The following is a 15,654-nucleotide window of genomic DNA, read 5'->3' on the forward strand; positions in this document are numbered from 1 at the left end:
ATCTCAGGGCCCTTTTGTAATATTGCGAAACACTCCTTGTTTTGAAGCTGGCCAAAGACTCCCTTCATGTAGATCCTGACAAAGGGGCGTCCTTTCATGAGTAGCGTACAATTTCAGCAAACGATCAATTGTCCTGTCGTGTGTGCAGGCGTCGGCGTTCATAGCGGCGAGCGGGCCCGCGTGGTCATGAAGCCGGCCAAGCCGGGCACGGGCATTCGTTTCCGCCGTGTCGATATCGATGACCAGGACAATGAAGTCTGCGCGCGCGGCGATCACGTCAGCGAAGTGCAGCTTGGAACGACCCTGCGGAACGAAGCGGGCGTGACGGTTGCGACGGTTGAGCATCTGCTGGCTGCCTGCGCCGGTGTCGGCGTCGACAATCTGATCATCGAGATTGATGGACCGGAAGTGCCGATCATGGATGGCTCCTCAGCGGTCTATTGTGAGCTTCTTCTGTCGGCGGGGCTGCGTCAGCAGGGCGTGGCACGCAGGCGGATCCGGATCCTTGAGCCGGTCGAGGTGAAGGATGGGGTCAAGACGGCCCGCCTCAGCCCGAGCGCTGACAATTATCTCACCATCCACGCGAAAATCGAATTCCAGAGCCGCGCCATCGGAACCCAGCAAATGTCCCTACGACTGGTGCCGGGCATGTTTGCGCGCGATATCGCCTTTGCACGGACCTTCGGCTTCGCGCAGGACGTCGCGAAGCTTCAGGCCATGGGGCTCGCCCGTGGCGGGTCGCTCGACAATGCGGTGGTGCTCGACGGGGACGAGATCATGAATCCTGAGGGCTTGCGCACCGATGATGAGTTCATCCGGCACAAGATCCTTGATGCGGTTGGCGACCTAATGCTCGCGGGAGCGCCAATTGCCGGCGTCTATGAAGCCAGACAACCTGGTCATGCGCTGAACAATCAACTCGTCAGGGCGCTCATCGAGCAGCCAGACGCCTGGTGCTGGGAATCGGATGAAGATGAAGACGCCCGTATAGGTTTGCAGGCATCAGCCAGAGCATAAGCCTGCGCTCTGCGCCGCCAAATTACTGAAAAATCCTGACAGGCCGCCTGATCAGTGGGGCGGTTCAGCCCTCATTGCCCTGAAAGGCGCTGGTTGTGCCGATTCTGTTTCGTCGCTCTCGGCCAGCGTGCGGACCATTGTCTGAATGGCCGCCCGGACTTTTTCGTCCTTTATCTTCGTGAGATTACGCACACAGTCGATGGCAAAACGCGAGGAAGTGGCCAGTTCGTCATCGATCTGGTCTTCGGTGTCATGCAGGCCTTCGAAAAACCAGCCCGGCGAAATGTCGAGACGCTCGGCCAGCAGGTAGAGACGGCCCGCGCTGACGCGATTGGCTCCGGTCTCATATTTCTGGATTTGCTGATAGGACACCCCAAGCGCTTCGCCCAGCTGATCTTGTGTCAGACCCGACAGAATGCGGCGGCGGCGAATACGCTCGCCGACAATGGTGTCCACCTCGGACGCGGTAAATTCGCTGTTTTCCTTGTCGTGCATGTCTTTGTTGCCCTGGATCCCGGCGCCTGTGATTCCCGAATGCGGCTTACTGATCAGTACAGTAGCCCAGTCGCCAAAATTAACAAGGATTCGAGGCATACCTTCCTGCTTGGAAAGACTTTACATTGGCAGGCTGAGCGGCAAAGTGCGCCCTAAACAAGCGAACTTTCGGGATAGTCCATGACGTTAAAGTCCTCCTCACTCCTTGCCGTATCGGTAACAGCTCTGCTGCTCGGCGCCTGTAGCTCAAACCGCCAGGCCCGCGACCTTGCCTATGTCGAGCGGCCTGTCGAGGCGCTTTACAATGCTGCGGCCGATGAGATGGACAGCCGTGACTATGTGAGCGCGATCGAATTGTTCAACGAGGTCGAGCGCCAGCACCCTTATTCGGAATGGGCGCGCCGTTCCACGCTCATGTCCTCGTACGCCTCCTTCCGGTCGCGGCGCTATGATGACGCGATCTCGACCGCGCAGCGCTACCTTTCGCTCAATCCTGCAGGCCAGGGTGCGCCTTACGCTTATTACATCATCGCGCTTAGCTACTTCCAGCAGATCGTCGATGTCGGCCGGGACCAGAAGACGACCGAACTGGCACTGGCTGCGCTGAACGATGTTGTCCGCCGCTTCCCGAATACCGACTATGCGCGCGATGCGACGATCAAGATCGACATGGTCAATGACCAGCTTGCCGGCAAGGAGATGGCGATCGGGCGCTGGTATCTGCGCCGCAATCAGCACCTCGCCGCGGTGAACCGGTTCAAGACCGTGGTCGATGATTACGACACAACAAGCCATACTGCTGAAGCCTTGCACAGGCTGGTCGAAGCCTATCTCTCGCTCGGCTTGCGCGATCAGGCGGTCGCTGCGGCGTCTGTCCTCGGCTACAATTATCCCGACAGCGAATGGTATGAAGACAGCTATGACCTGATCGAGAACAATGGCTCGGGAGCGCAAAACGCTTCCTCGGATCGGACCCTGCTGCAGAAGCTCACGCCCTGGTAGGCGTTAACGAAAAACTTCTTGTTCTCTTTTTGTTCCGGTGATATCAGGGCGCATGATTATTGCGCTCTCCATACGGTCATTCCTGCTGATCGAGCGGCTCGATATTGAAGTCGCTCAAGGCTTTACCGCCCTCACCGGCGAAACCGGTGCGGGTAAATCCATTATTCTTGATGCTTTGGGCCTTGCGCTTGGGGCGCAGGCCAATCGCAAATTCGTCCGCAAGGGCGAGGAGCAGGCGGCGGTCTCGGCCGAGTTCACGGTTGCTCCAGACCATCCAGTCTGGGCGATCCTGCGCGAGCAGGGGATTGAGGCCTCGCCCTTCGAGACGCTGACACTGAAACGCGTCATTCCGGCGTCGGGGCCTGCGCGCGCTTTCGTCAATGACCAGCCAGCAAGCGCGGGACTGCTTGAAACCATCGGTGCGACGCTTGTCGAAATCCATAGCCAGCATTCTGCCTCAGCGCTGATGCGCGTGTCGCAGCACAGGGATCTGCTTGATCTTTATGCCGGCAATGAGACGCTCCTGACCGAGTGTGCGGCCAGCTGGAAGACGTTTCAGAACAAGCGCCAGGCGCGCGAAACACTTGAGCGTGATCTTCAGGAGGCCGAGCGCGAATATGCCTGGCTTGCCAGCGCCCATGAGGAGCTTTCTGCACTGGATGCAGGCGCCGATGAGTATGAAAAACTGAGCGCCCAGCGCGGCCTGCTCATGCAGTCTGAAAAGATTGCGGATGCCGTGGGCGAAGCCGTCAGTGCGTTTGACGACAGCGACGTTGAAGCCGCGCTGGCGAAAGCCAGCCGGGCCTCCGAACGCGTCTTGAGAATTGATGGACTGGCCGAATCAGACGGCGGGCTGTCGCGCGCTGCAAAGCTCGCCGCTGACGCGCTTGAAAGAGCCCTGATTGAAGTAGGAGAAGCCCGATCGGCGCTTGATGGGCTGGCTGTCGAAGCTGTGCACGACCCGGACGTGCTGGAGCGGGCAGAGCAACGCCTGTTCGCGATCAAGGGCGCGGCCCGGAAGTTCGCCATTGAACCAGACCGGCTCCCGGCCTTCTTCGATGAGGTGGCTGAGAAGCTGGAAATGACCAATGCGCCGGATGGACTGATCGAGAAAGCCAGGTCCGAAGAAAAGGCTGCGGCCGCCCGCTGGCACACGGTGGCCGACAGGTTGAGCCAGGCGCGCAAGACGGCGGCCGGCCAGCTCGAAGCGGCCATTGAAGCCGAACTCAAGCCTCTCAAACTGGAACGTACCCGCGTTCAGGTCCGCTTCGACGACATCGAAGAGGGCGCTTCGGGTCTGGCCGGGCGCGAACGGGTCGAGTTCGAAGTGGAAACCAATCCGGGCGCCGGGTTCGGTCCCCTTCGCCAGATTGCATCGGGCGGTGAACTTGCGCGCTTCTCACTCGCGCTTCAATGCGCGCTGGCTGAGGTGAATGCCATCCCCGTCATGGTGTTTGACGAGGCCGATCAGGGCGTCGGCGGCGCAGTGGCTGCTGCGATTGGGGAACGCTTGTCCCGCCTTGCTCAAAGCCGGCAGGTCTTTGCGATCACGCACAGCCCGCAAGTGGCCGCCGCTGCGGCAGGCCAATGGCTCATTTCCAAGGACAGCAGCGGCCAAAACGGGCTTGGCCGAACCCTGCTGACCGGGCTAGATGCAGACGCAAGACATGAAGAAATTGCCCGCATGCTGTCTGGCTCGACCATCACCGAGGAGGCGCGTGCGGCAGCATCGCGATTGCTGGAGGATGTATGAGCAAGCCCGTTCCCGCCGAGGCGCTGAGTGAAGCAGATGCCCGACGGGAGCTTGCACGGCTCGCAACCGAAATCCGCCTCGCAGATGCGGCGTATTACAAGCAAGACGATCCGCATCTGACAGATGCCGAATATGACGCGCTGCGCGCTCGCAATCTCGAGGTCGAAGCCGCCTTTCCGCACCTGAAACGCTCCGACAGCCCCAGCGACAAGGTCGGCGCGGAGACCTCGGAAGCCTTTTCCAAAGTCACGCATGGCGTGCCGATGCTGTCACTCGACAATGCGTTTTCCGATGAAGATGTCGAAGAGTTCGCCGCCCGCATCCGCCGCTATCTCGGGCTGTCCGAGGAGGAGCCACTCGCCATCACGGCAGAGCCCAAGATTGACGGCCTTTCCCTCAGCCTGACCTATGAAGAGGGCAAACTCGTCCGGGCAGCGACGCGCGGAAACGGGCAGGTCGGCGAGGACGTCACCGCCAATGCCCGCACGATCGAAGACATTCCCGATCAGCTCAATGGAACGGAGTGGCCCTCGCGTATCGAAATTCGCGGCGAAGTCTATATGACGGGCGAAGCGTTCGAGGCACTCAACGCGTCGCAAGCCGAAGCCGGCAAGAAGGTCTTCGCCAATCCGCGTAATGCGGCTGCTGGAAGCCTCCGCCAGCTTGATGTCAGCATTACCCGGTCCAGGCCGCTGCGCTTCTTCGCCTATGCCTGGGGCGAGACCACTGCGCCCATCGGCGCGACCCAGACCGAGGCGGTTGCCAGTCTGGAAAGCTGGGGCTTCGTCACCAATCCGCTTTTCAAATCGCATACGTCGGTGAACGGCCTCCTCGAAGCCTATGCAGACCTCGCCGAACGGCGCGCCCTGCTCGGCTATGACATTGACGGGGTTGTCTACAAGGTCGACCGGCTCGACTGGCAGGAGCGGCTCGGTTTTGTCAGCCGCTTTCCGCGCTGGGCGATCGCCCACAAATTTCCGGCTGAGCGGGCGATGACCGAGCTTGAAGCGATTGAAATCCAGGTCGGCCGCACCGGCACGCTGACCCCTGTCGCCCGCCTCGCGCCGGTCACGGTCGGCGGTGTCGTCGTTTCCAATGCCACGCTACACAATGAAGACGAGATCGCCCGCCTTGATCTGCGCCCCGGCGACAGGGTCGAGATCCAGCGCGCTGGCGATGTTATCCCGCAAGTGCTCGGCGTGACCAATCCGGACCGCAAAGATCGCCCGCCGCCCTTCCAGATGCCGACCGAATGTCCTGAATGCGGTTCGGCGGCTGTGCGCGAGGTGGATGACAAGGGTGAGGAAGATGTCCGGCGCCGCTGCACAGGAGGGCTGACCTGCCCGGCCCAGGCGGTTGAGCGGCTCAAACACTTCGTTTCCCGAAAGGCGCTCGATATAGACGGGCTTGGCGCAAAACAGGTCGAGCTTTTCCATTCAAAGGGCGTCGTTAAAGGTCCGCAGGACATTTTCAGGCTGGCCGCGCGCATAGAGGCGAAAGGCCTGCCGCCGATGTCCGAATGGGAAGGCTTTGGCGAGACTTCGGCGAACAATCTCTTTGCTTCCATCGACGCGCGCCGCGCGCCGCCTTTCCAGCGCTTCCTGAATGGCCTCGGCATCCGTCATGTCGGCGAGACGACATCTGGCGTGTTCGCGCGGAGCTTCCTGAAATGGGAGATGTTCTGGGACACGGTCGTGAAAGCCGCAGGCGGCGATGAGGCGGCCGAAGCCGAACTGCTGTCGATTGACGGCGTCGGCTCGACGGCGGTGACCAGCCTCAAGGAATTTGCCGCTGAGCCTCACAACCAGGAAATGCTCGCCGCCTTGCTCGCTGAAATCGAGGTTCAGGACGCCGAAGCGCCTGCCTCTGAATCGCCGGTTTCGGGCAAGACGATCGTCTTCACCGGCACCCTCGAAAAGATGACACGCGATGAAGCCAAGTCGCGTGCAACAGCGCTCGGCGCCAAGGTGTCGGGCTCGGTGTCTGGCAAGACAGACATCCTTGTTGCCGGACCTGGGGCAGGGTCGAAGCTCAAAAAGGCTGAAGAGCTTGGCATCCAGGTGATGAGCGAGGATGACTGGCTGGAGCTTGCGGGCGTCTAGAGCGGCGCGCAGGCAGCGCGCAGCCAGTCGGCCACTTCGGTTTCAACCAGCGGCCCGATCCGCTCGAGCACATCGCGGTGATACTGGTCGACCCAATCATGCTCGGCCGGTGACAGCATCGATGTCATGATGAGATCGCGCGCCAGCGGCGCCCAGGTGAGATTGGCAAAGCCCAGCATTTTGCGCTCGCCTGCCGGAATGTCGGCGGGCTCGGTGACGTATTGCAAATTCTCGATCCGGATGCCGTACTGGCCCTCGCGGTAATAGCCCGGCTCATTCGAGACGATCATGCCGGGGCGCAGTGCGACGCTGTTCCATGGCTTTGCGATGCGCTGCGGGCCTTCATGTACGCCGAGATAGACGCCGACGCCATGCCCGGTGCCATGATCGTAATCGAGTCCTGCCTGCCAAAGCGGATAGCGCGCCAGCGCATCGAGATGCGTGCCCGTTGTGCCTTCCGGAAAGCGCACCGTGGCAAGCGCGATATGGCCTTGCAGCACAAGCGTATAGTGACGCTTCATATCGTCTGATGCCCCGCCGATCGGCACAGTGCGCGTCACATCGGTCGTGCCGTCGAGATACTGGCCGCCACTGTCGACGAGATAGAGCGACCCGCGCTCAAGCTCCAGATTGGACGCAGACGAGACGCGGTAGTGTGGCAGCGCGCCGTGCGGACCGGCGCCGGAGATGGTCTCGAAAGAAAGATCATTCAGCTCAGACAGCTCATCGCGGAAGCTCTCAAGTTTCAGCGCGGCGTCGATCTCGGTGATGTCGCCGGACTGCGCCTCGGTATCGAGCCAGTGCAGGAAGCGCGTCAGCGCTGCGCCATCGCGGATATGAGCCGCTTCGGTGCCGGAAATCTCGGTTGAATTCTTGCACGCCTTTGGCAGGAGTACAGGATCGCGCTGTTTGAGAATATTGGCGCCGGCGTCCTCGACCTGTTTGAAGAACCAGGCAGAAGCCAGTGCCGGGTCAAGGCTGACCGTCTTGTTCTTTAGCGTCGCGATGGCCGGCTCAAGCTCGTCGATCGCGCGGACCGTGACCGTGTTGCCGAGATGCTGGCGGAGTTCGTCGGTAACCTTGCGCGGATCGAGAAACAGGTCTGCCGAGCCATCATTATTCAGGATGGCGCGTGCCAGGGGCAGGGGCGAGCAGGCCACATCGCCGCCGCGAATGTTGAACGCCCAGGCGACAGACGCAGGCGAGGTAATGATCGCCGCATCCGCCCCATCTTCCTTCAATGCGTCGGCAATGGTCTGGCGCTTGTCGGTACTGTCGAGTCCGGCAAATTTGATCTTTTGCGCAACGACTTTGGCCATGGGTTCGCCGGGCCGGTCATCCCAGGCTTGGTCGATCGGGTTGGTCTCGACGGCCTTCAGGTCGGCGCCGGATTTCTTTGCAGCCGCGGTCAGCGTGTCGAGGTCATTTGGCGTCATAAGGCGAGGATCGTAGCCAACCGTCTTGCCAGAGAGTGTCTGCTTGGCAAGCCAGCCAAACGGGCCAGGCTCCGGAAGACCTTCGACGTCGATCAGCTCGCGGTCGGTCTGGTCGCGCACCTGCAGCGTGTAGCGGCCATCGGCGAAGATGACGGCTGTGTCCTGGAAGACCATGGCCGCGCCAGCCGAGCCGGTAAAGCCGGTCGCCCAGGCCAGCCTGTCATTGCAGGCCGGCAGGTATTCGTTCTGATACTCGTCCTCATGCGGGATATAGAAGCCGTCGAGGTCTTGAGCCTTCATGGCATCGCGCAGTTTGGGCAGGTTCTGGCGGCCAAGCTGTGGGCCGCCTCTCACGTCGAAATTTTGTCTCATGATCTGAACCTAGTGTCTGAAGGGTGAAAGCGGAAGGCAGCTCGTCATCCAGGCTTGCCGAAAACCAGGCTTGCCCACCCATCCTTGCGGATCCGTTTCGCGAGTGCGAGGCCATGACCTTCATAGGCGCGGCGAACCAGAGGTTCCTGATGCGCCAGAAGGCCGGACAGGATGACATGGCCGCCCTTAGCCGTCAGACCGGCAATGGTCGGGCAGAGGGCGACGAGCGGGCGAAAGAGGATGTTGGCGAAGACGAGTTCATAGGGCGCGTCAGCGCGGATGGTGTGGTTCATCCCGCCGCCTGTCTCGAATGTCTTGAACGCGTTTGCGGCATGGTTCTTGGCGGCATTCTCATTGGCGACACGGACACTGTCTGCGTCGATCTCGGTGCCCCAGGCCCGTTTGGCACCCGCCTTGATCGCCGCGATAGCGAGCACGCCTGAGCCGGTTCCGATATCGAGCACCTTGTTCGGGCGCGCCGTCTTGAGCACGTGTTCAAAACCAATGAGGCAGCCAAGCGTGGTGCCGTGATGGCCTGTTCCAAAAGCAGGTCCGGCCTCGATAAGGATTGGCGTTTTGCCGGGTGCGGACTTGGCGAGCGCGTGGCTACCCGCGACAATGAAGCGGCCAGCTTCGACAGGCGGAAGCCCCTCCAAAGACAGCGTCACCCAGTCGCGATCTTCCAGCGCCTCCATCACCGGGTTCAGTTCTGGTGCGGTCTCGCGGATCATCTCCTGACAGGCGAGGGCGTCTTCCTCTGTCTCGGCATAGGCGTCGAGACGCCAGGCATGGCGGCCGTCTTCCTTGGCATCGCCGGCGCCGGCCGGTGAGGGATCGGCCCAGGCGAGGGCGTCCCAGGCTGTTTCGATGGCCGCGCGCGGGCCTTTTGCTGTGATCTGGTACATTGCGGCAAGCGCATAGCAGAGCGCGCAAAATCCCGATAGTCTGCGGTCTGACTTTCAGGGGAATCAGGAGAGAGATATGGCCATCTCAATCAGGCAGATACTGGCCGCGCTCATTGTGGCGCTTGCGGCCTGCGCGAGCCTGCCGCAAAGCGGTGCCCAGGAAACAGAGGCTGTCGAGGTCTTGCCAGAATGGCGCGCCATACCGGCTGAGAACCTCCTCCTGATCGAGACCGAACACGGCATGATTACCGTCGAGCTCAATCCGGCATTCGCGCCCAATCATGTCGAACGGATAAGGAAGCTTGCCTTTGCCGGGATCATGCATGGCAATCGCTTCTATCGCGTCATAGATGGTTTCGTGGCCCAGGGCGGGTTTCAGGATGAGACCGCGATCCTCGACTGGCCCAATCTCGAGAATGAGAATGACCGGGGCTATTCGTCAGGCCGGTTTACCCCGCTTGGCAACAAGGATCTTTTTGCCCCGGAGGTCGGCCATATCGCTGGATTTCCGGTGGGCCGAAGCGAGCTGATGGGACGCGAATGGCTGCTGCATTGTCCGGGTGCGATCGCGATGGCGCGGGATACAGATCCCGATAGCGGCTCAACCGAATTTTACATTGTGCTCGATGCGCAGCGCTATCTTGATCGCAACCTCACGGTCTTCGGCCGGGTCATCGACGGGATGGAACATGTCCAGGCGCTCAAGCGCGGCAGGCGGGAGATCGAGAATGGCGTGATCCAGGCACCGGAGGTCGGTGACGAAATCCTGTCCTTCCGTATTGCTGCGGATCTGGCAGATGACGCGCAACCAAAATGGGAAGCCATGGTCACCGGCAGTCAGGCCTTTGAAGAGTTCAAACGCTCCAAACGTGTGCGCAGCGAGGAATTCTTCTACCGCAAGCCGCCTGAAGTGCTGGACATTTGCAGCTTCTCCACGCCCGTCCGGCGGGTGGACGGACCCTAGGCGCCATGCAGTTTGCGGCCCGCCTGCGCGATCAAATCCGGCGCGGTGAAATCACGACGACCATCCGCATCTGGCAGAGCCCCCGCGTGAAAGCCGGCGGCGCTTACAGGCTTGCGCCCGGTCACGTCGTTGTCGACCATATCAGGGAGATATCGATCGCGGATATTACGCCTCAAATGGCGCGCGAGAGCGGTTTCTCCGGAACGATCGATCTACTGAAGACGGCCAGGCACGGAGCCGGCACCCGGGTTTTCTTTATCCGGTTTCACTATGAAGAGAGCTGACCTAGCGGCGCGTATTGGTCTTGCTCTTCCAGCCATGATCATAATGCGCCCAGGCTTTGCCCCGGTCCAGATGCTGGGCTCCGTAGCCATAGCTGCGGCTAGACCAGATCACGGAGTTCTCGTCATAGACCGGCCCGCCGCTGTAGGAATAGCTTCGATGCGAGGCGTGGCCCCTATGGCCATGATGTTTGCCGTGCCCGTGATGCTTGCCATGTCCATGATGGCTCTTCTGGTAGGCGACGGCGGGCGCATGATAGCAGTCCGGCGGGGCGAGACGGGTATAGGTTCGCGTGTAGCGCTGGGTGACGACAGGCGCTGTCGTATAGGTGGCGCCGCGCTGGTAAGAGCCGCAGCCGCTGTAGCAGTTTGTGCGCGGCTGGACCCGGTGTGTGCGTTCAACCTCAACCACGCGCGCCTGCTTCTTATGCGGGCTCAGGGGCGAGGGGCCCCTGCTCGCCGCCTGCTTGTCGGCATAGCCGTCGGCAGCAGCGGGAAGGGCGGCCAGAAGTCCGGCACCGAGGCCGAGCACGATGAGTTTGTTCATGGGGAGCTCCTTCGCGATGTGCAGGTTTTGTGGGCTAACAAAAGGTTAACACACAAATACGCCGCCGCGCAGGGAGTTCCAAGTCTGAGCGAGGAAACCGCAATCATAATTACGCTCTAGTCGAAGCGCGTCAAAACCCGCTAGAACGTTGCGATGACGACAAAACTGAAGATCGCAATTGCTGGCATTGCCGGCCGGATGGGGCGCCAGCTTGCGGGCGCTGTGCTCGAGGCAGGCCACACGCTGTGCGGTGCCAGCGAAGCGCCGGCATCGCCCCATATCGGCAAGGATATTGGCGAACTGCTCGGGCGTGGCGCAGTCGGCATTCACGCCACAGATGATGTCGCAGCTGCAGCCGAAGACGCAGATGTCTGGATCGATTTCACACGGCCGGCCGCCACCTTGGCCGCCCTCCACGCGCTTGAAAAAAGCAGCGTGAAGGCTGTGGTGATTGGCACGACCGGTTTCGATGGCGCAGCAGAAGCCGATATCGCAGAAGCGGCGGGCGATCTTACCATCGTGAAGGCCGGGAACTTCTCGCTCGGCGTGAACCTCCTGTGCGCGCTGACCAAACGCGCGGCAGAAAGCCTCGGCGAGGATTGGGACATTGAAGTCCTCGAAACCCATCACCGCCGCAAGGTCGATGCGCCATCCGGCACGGCGCTTATGCTGGGCGATGCCGCAGCCAGCGGGCGGGGCTCAGACCTGAAAACGCTTCGGGCGGGCCCTTATGATGGGCCGGACGCCAAGCGCGAGGCAGGCACGATCGGGTTCGCTGTGCGCCGCTCGGGCGGCGTCATCGGACAGCACGAGGTGACATTCGCCAGCGATATGGAAGTGGTCTCGCTGTCGCACACCGCGCTCGACAGGGCTGTGTTTGCCCACGGTGCTCTGGCCGCGGCGCGCTGGGCGATGCGCCAGCCGGCCGGGCTGTACAATATGGACGATGTCCTCGGGCTTTGACGCAACGGCAGAGATTGCATTTCCTTTGCGGAAGCGCGCTATCTGGCATCATCGAACAAGACCAGCACGTCCAGGGAGGCCAGTATGGCAGACGCATATATCATCGACGCCGTTCGCACACCGCGCGGCATTGGCAAGGTCGGCAAGGGTTCGCTTGCTCACCTCCACCCACAACATCTGAGCGCCACGGTGCTCGGCGCGATCCGTGATCGCAACAATCTCGACACCGCAACCGTCGACGATGTCATCTGGGGCACCAGCTCGCAGCGCGGCGCGCAGGGCGCAGACATGGGCCGTATGGCCGCCCTTGATGCAGGCTTTGACGTTAAAGCGTCCGGTGTGACGCTGGACCGCTTCTGCGGCTCAGGCATCACGACAGTGTCACTGGCCGCGGCGCAGATCATGTCCGGCATGGAAGACTGTGTCATTGCCGGCGGCTGTGAGATGATGAGCTACACTTCATCGACAGCCGACCCGAAGAACCCGCCCATGATGGATGCCGGCAATCTTCACCTGCGCGAAATGCATCCGCAGTCCCAGCAAGGCTGCTGCGCCGACGCGATTGCAACGCTGGAAGGCATTGACCGCGAGTCTGTCGACCAGCTGGCCGTGACCAGCCAGACCCGCGCCAAGCGCGCCATGGATGAAGGCCGCTTCGACAAATCTGTCATTCCGGTCCACAACCGCGATGGCTCGCTCGCGCTCGACAAGGATGAGTTCCCGCGTCCTGGCACATCAATGGAAAGCCTGTCTGGCCTGAAGACCGTGTTCAACATGTTCTGGGATGTGCCCGTCGACGAGAAGGGCATGACCTATGGCAACATGATCGAGCAGAAGTATCCGCAGCTGAAAGAAGGCGTGGACCACGTGCATCATGCCGGTAATTCGTCCGGCGTTGTCGATGGCGCAGCCGCCATTCTGGTGACGTCAAAAGAGTATGCCGACAAGCATGGCCTGAAGCCGCGCGCCCGCATCGTGGCGACGTGCAATATGGGCGACGACCCGACCCTGATGCTCAACGCGCCTGTGCCGGCCGCAAAGAAAGTGCTCGAGAAGGCCGGGATGACGACCGACGATATCGACGTCTATGAGATCAACGAAGCCTTCTCAGTCGTCGCCGAGAAGTTCATCCGTGACCTCGATCTCGACCGCGAGAAAGTGAACATCAATGGCGGCGCCATGGCGCTCGGCCATCCAATCGGCGCGACCGGCTCGATCCTGATCGGCACGGCGCTGGACGAGCTTGAGCGCTCCGGCGGCAAGTATGGCCTCGTCACCATGTGCGCGGCTGGCGGCATGGCGCCTGCGATCATCATCGAGCGTCTCGACAGCTAGGCCGACAGTCTCGATTTCACCTTTCCCCGTCCTGGCTGTCGCTGGGGCGGGGTTTTTATTTCCATCAAATTTGAACGACCGGCTGAACCATAACTCCATCTCTGTGTGCCATATCGGGCCGTAACAAAATGATCCACATGGATCGAATTACGGGTAGATGCACATGGCAAAGACTGTTCTGGTAATCGACGATGATCCGACGCAACGCAGGCTGATTCAGGCCGCTGTCGAGAAGGCCGGCTTTGCCTGCCGCACGGCGCCTGACGGGGAGTCTGGCTTTACCACGGCGACCGAAGCTGGCGCCGATGTTGTCCTGCTCGACCTTACAATGCCCGGCCTGTCCGGCATGGAAACACTGGAACGGCTGTCCGAACGCGTTCCGGATGTGCCTGTGATCATGCTCACGGCGACATCTGGCATCGACACGATCGTGTCCGCCATGCGCGCCGGCGCTGTCGATTTCATCGTCAAGCCTGCCAATCCCGAGCGCGTTGTCGTTTCGATTCGCAATGCGCTGAAAATGTCTTCGCTGTCGGGCGAAGTGAAACGCCTGACCCGCAAGTCTGAAGGCGGCATGAGCTTTGACGACATGATTGGCGCAGCGCCTGCCATGCGTCAGGTCATCCGGCTTGGCCAGCGGGCTGCGAGCTCCGATATTCCGGTGCTGATCCTCGGTGAAAGCGGTGTCGGTAAGGAAGTTGTCGCGCGCTGTATCCAGGGCGCTTCTGATCGTGCTGGAAAACCCTTTGTCACTGTCAATTGCGGCGCGATCCCGGAAAACCTCGTCGAGTCGATCCTGTTCGGCCATGAGAAGGGAGCGTTTACCGGCGCTGTATCGAAATCGCTCGGCAAGTTTGTCGAGGCCGATGGCGGCACGCTCTTCCTTGATGAGGTCGGCGAGCTTCCGCTCGATATGCAGGTGAAATTGCTCCGCGCGCTCCAGGAAGGCGAGGTCGACGCTGTCGGATCGCGCCGTCCGACCAAGGTTGATGTGCGCATCATCTCGGCGACCAATCGCGATCTTGCCGAGCAGGTCAAAGCCGGCGGTTTCCGCGAAGATCTTTACTATCGCCTCAACGTTTTCCCAGTCGACATGCCGTCGCTGCGCGAGCGCAAGGCTGATGTGCCGGCTCTGGTCGAACATTTCATCTCACGCTTCAACGCGTCGGAAAATCGGGATGTACAGACTGCCAGCGAGGAAACGCTGCAGATGCTGTGCGCGCATGACTGGCCGGGCAATGTCCGCCAGCTTGAGAACGCTGTCTTCCGCGCCGTGATCCTCTGCGAAGGCAACGAGCTACAGCCGCACGACTTCCCGCAAATATCCGGTATCATGCCTGAGATGGCAGACCTGCCGGCTGTGCCGCAACGCACGTCAGCGGCGAATGATGCCTCTGAAGTTGCTGGCGAGGCCGGCCCCGTCGCCGTCAAGGATGAAGCAGGTGAGCTGCGCGCCCTGTCCGAGATTGAGCGCGACATTATCGAATATGCGATCGATTTCTATCAGGGGCATATGTCCGAAGTCAGCCGCCGCCTCGGCATTGGCCGCTCCACGCTCTACCGCAAGATCCGCGAGTATGAACTGGACCAGGACGAGAAGAAGGCCGGCTAGATGGTCAACATTTTCCTGCCGGGCTACTTTCTACTCGGCGGGCTTGGCCTGCTGATCGGGGCTGGCATCGGCGAGTTTCTGGCCCAGCGCTTTCCGCATCAACGGTTTCTGTTTGCTATCGGCCTCTACCTCGCTCTGGCGGTCGCCATTTTCGTTGGCGCCGACGTCGAGGCGCTCCTGTCGGGGCTGATGGCGTCTGGCCGCAATGTCGATGCGGGCCTTGTCTGGTTTGTTGGAAAACGAATCTTCCTGTTCGGTATGATCAGTGGTGCGGCGCTGTTCTGCCAGCAAAGGCAGCGTACACCGCAGATCTTTGCCCTGGCCGTGTCCGGCGTAATCGGTCTGCCAATCATGATGAACATCTGGATGGGCGCCGGCATGACCTATGCCACGCAGGGCCTTGCAGCTTGACCCGCAAGAATCGGGTGGAATGAGCTGAACGGCCGGGGCAGACTGGCCCCATGACCGAGACAACCACACGCCTGACAGACCGCTCCATCGCCTATGAACGCATGGCCGAGGCGCTCGCCTATCTGGGCGATACCTGGCGCGACTGGCCGGACCTGTCCCAGTGTGCCCGCGCCATGGGCCTCTCGCCCCATCACTTCCAGCGCGAGTTTACCCGCTGGGCCGGGATCAGCCCGAAACAGTTCCAGTCTGCGCTCGCCCATGCTGAGGCCGGGGACCTGCTTCGCCAGGGCGCTTCCGTGCTCGACGCCTCGCTGGAGACAGGCCTGTCTGGCCCGTCCCGTCTGCATGATCTCTTTATCGCTCATGAAGGCCTGACGCCCGGCGAAGCAAAAGCCTCTGGCGGCGGCGCTGATCTTGTCATCGGCAAGGCCCCGACACCGTTCGGGACAGGCGTATTCC

15 protein-coding genes are annotated in these 15,654 nt (G+C 61.2%); 11 read left to right on the forward strand and 4 right to left on the reverse strand.

The window, feature by feature from the left end:
- Window positions 1–96 precede the first annotated feature (96 nt).
- Window positions 97–1,017, forward strand: coding sequence for a UDP-3-O-acyl-N-acetylglucosamine deacetylase (gene lpxC / locus WA989_RS13535; RefSeq protein ID WP_424341019.1), 921 nt, complete (start codon window positions 97–99; stop codon window positions 1,015–1,017).
- A gap of 51 nt (window positions 1,018–1,068) precedes the next feature.
- On the opposite strand, the gene WA989_RS13540 is transcribed toward lpxC, so the two are convergent.
- On the reverse strand, window positions 1,069–1,512 hold the full coding sequence (locus WA989_RS13540) for a helix-turn-helix domain-containing protein (RefSeq protein ID WP_424341020.1): 444 nt from the start codon (window positions 1,510–1,512) through the stop codon (window positions 1,069–1,071).
- A 180-nt stretch (window positions 1,513–1,692) separates the two neighbouring features.
- Here WA989_RS13540 and WA989_RS13545 point away from each other — a divergent pair, with 180 nt between their 5' ends.
- The 3 genes from WA989_RS13545 to ligA are packed head-to-tail and all read left to right on the forward strand — an operon-like array spanning window position 1,693 to window position 6,369.
- The gene (locus WA989_RS13545) at window positions 1,693–2,514 is read left to right on the forward strand and encodes an outer membrane protein assembly factor BamD (RefSeq protein ID WP_424341021.1); all 822 of its coding nucleotides are present in this window, start codon (window positions 1,693–1,695) and stop codon (window positions 2,512–2,514) included.
- Between the two features lie 52 nt (window positions 2,515–2,566).
- Complete coding sequence (locus tag WA989_RS13550) at window positions 2,567–4,267, forward strand: DNA repair protein RecN (RefSeq protein WP_424341022.1); 1,701 nt, start codon at window positions 2,567–2,569, stop codon at window positions 4,265–4,267.
- The gene (gene ligA, locus WA989_RS13555; RefSeq protein ID WP_424341023.1) at window positions 4,264–6,369 is read left to right on the forward strand and encodes an NAD-dependent DNA ligase LigA; all 2,106 of its coding nucleotides are present in this window, start codon (window positions 4,264–4,266) and stop codon (window positions 6,367–6,369) included. Before WA989_RS13550 ends, ligA begins: the two co-directional genes overlap by 4 nt.
- Here ligA and WA989_RS13560 read toward each other — a convergent pair.
- Window positions 6,366–8,177, reverse strand: a complete 1,812-nt coding sequence (locus tag WA989_RS13560) for an aminopeptidase P family protein (protein ID WP_424341024.1) — start codon at window positions 8,175–8,177, stop codon at window positions 6,366–6,368. The two genes, ligA and WA989_RS13560, sit on opposite strands and share 4 nt — an antisense overlap.
- A gap of 44 nt (window positions 8,178–8,221) precedes the next feature.
- A complete protein-coding gene (locus tag WA989_RS13565; RefSeq protein WP_424341025.1) occupies window positions 8,222–9,082 on the reverse strand; it encodes a 50S ribosomal protein L11 methyltransferase in 861 nt (286 codons plus the stop codon).
- Window positions 9,083–9,158: 76 nt separating this feature from the next.
- Here WA989_RS13565 and WA989_RS13570 point away from each other — a divergent pair, with 76 nt between their 5' ends.
- Together WA989_RS13570 and WA989_RS13575 are read left to right on the forward strand one after the other, a co-directional pair.
- Entirely contained in the window at window positions 9,159–10,046 is an 888-nt protein-coding gene (locus WA989_RS13570; RefSeq protein ID WP_424341026.1) for a peptidylprolyl isomerase, read from the forward strand.
- A gap of 5 nt (window positions 10,047–10,051) precedes the next feature.
- Complete coding sequence (locus WA989_RS13575) at window positions 10,052–10,330, forward strand: ASCH domain-containing protein (RefSeq protein WP_424341027.1); 279 nt, start codon at window positions 10,052–10,054, stop codon at window positions 10,328–10,330.
- A gap of 1 nt (window position 10,331) precedes the next feature.
- On the opposite strand, the gene WA989_RS13580 is transcribed toward WA989_RS13575, so the two are convergent.
- The gene (locus tag WA989_RS13580) at window positions 10,332–10,874 is read right to left on the reverse strand and encodes a hypothetical protein (RefSeq protein WP_424341028.1); all 543 of its coding nucleotides are present in this window, start codon (window positions 10,872–10,874) and stop codon (window positions 10,332–10,334) included.
- Window positions 10,875–11,027: 153 nt separating this feature from the next.
- Here WA989_RS13580 and dapB point away from each other — a divergent pair, with 153 nt between their 5' ends.
- From dapB to WA989_RS13605, 5 genes are all read left to right on the forward strand, one after another.
- On the forward strand, window positions 11,028–11,837 hold the full coding sequence (gene dapB, locus WA989_RS13585; protein ID WP_424341029.1) for a 4-hydroxy-tetrahydrodipicolinate reductase: 810 nt from the start codon (window positions 11,028–11,030) through the stop codon (window positions 11,835–11,837).
- Between the two features lie 84 nt (window positions 11,838–11,921).
- A complete protein-coding gene (locus WA989_RS13590; protein WP_424341030.1) occupies window positions 11,922–13,172 on the forward strand; it encodes an acetyl-CoA C-acetyltransferase in 1,251 nt (416 codons plus the stop codon).
- A 163-nt stretch (window positions 13,173–13,335) separates the two neighbouring features.
- A complete protein-coding gene (locus tag WA989_RS13595; protein WP_424341031.1) occupies window positions 13,336–14,784 on the forward strand; it encodes a sigma-54-dependent transcriptional regulator in 1,449 nt (482 codons plus the stop codon).
- Window positions 14,785–15,195: a hypothetical protein gene (locus tag WA989_RS13600; protein ID WP_424341032.1), complete on the forward strand. Its 411-nt coding sequence runs from the start codon at window positions 14,785–14,787 to the stop codon at window positions 15,193–15,195. It begins immediately after the preceding gene.
- Between the two features lie 50 nt (window positions 15,196–15,245).
- Window positions 15,246–15,654, forward strand: a 409-nt coding sequence (locus WA989_RS13605) for a helix-turn-helix domain-containing protein (protein ID WP_424341033.1), incomplete at its 3' end; no start/stop codon positions are given.

The organism is Henriciella sp. (assembly GCF_049649345.1).
In the GTDB taxonomy this organism is placed as follows: domain Bacteria; phylum Pseudomonadota; class Alphaproteobacteria; order Caulobacterales; family Hyphomonadaceae; genus Henriciella.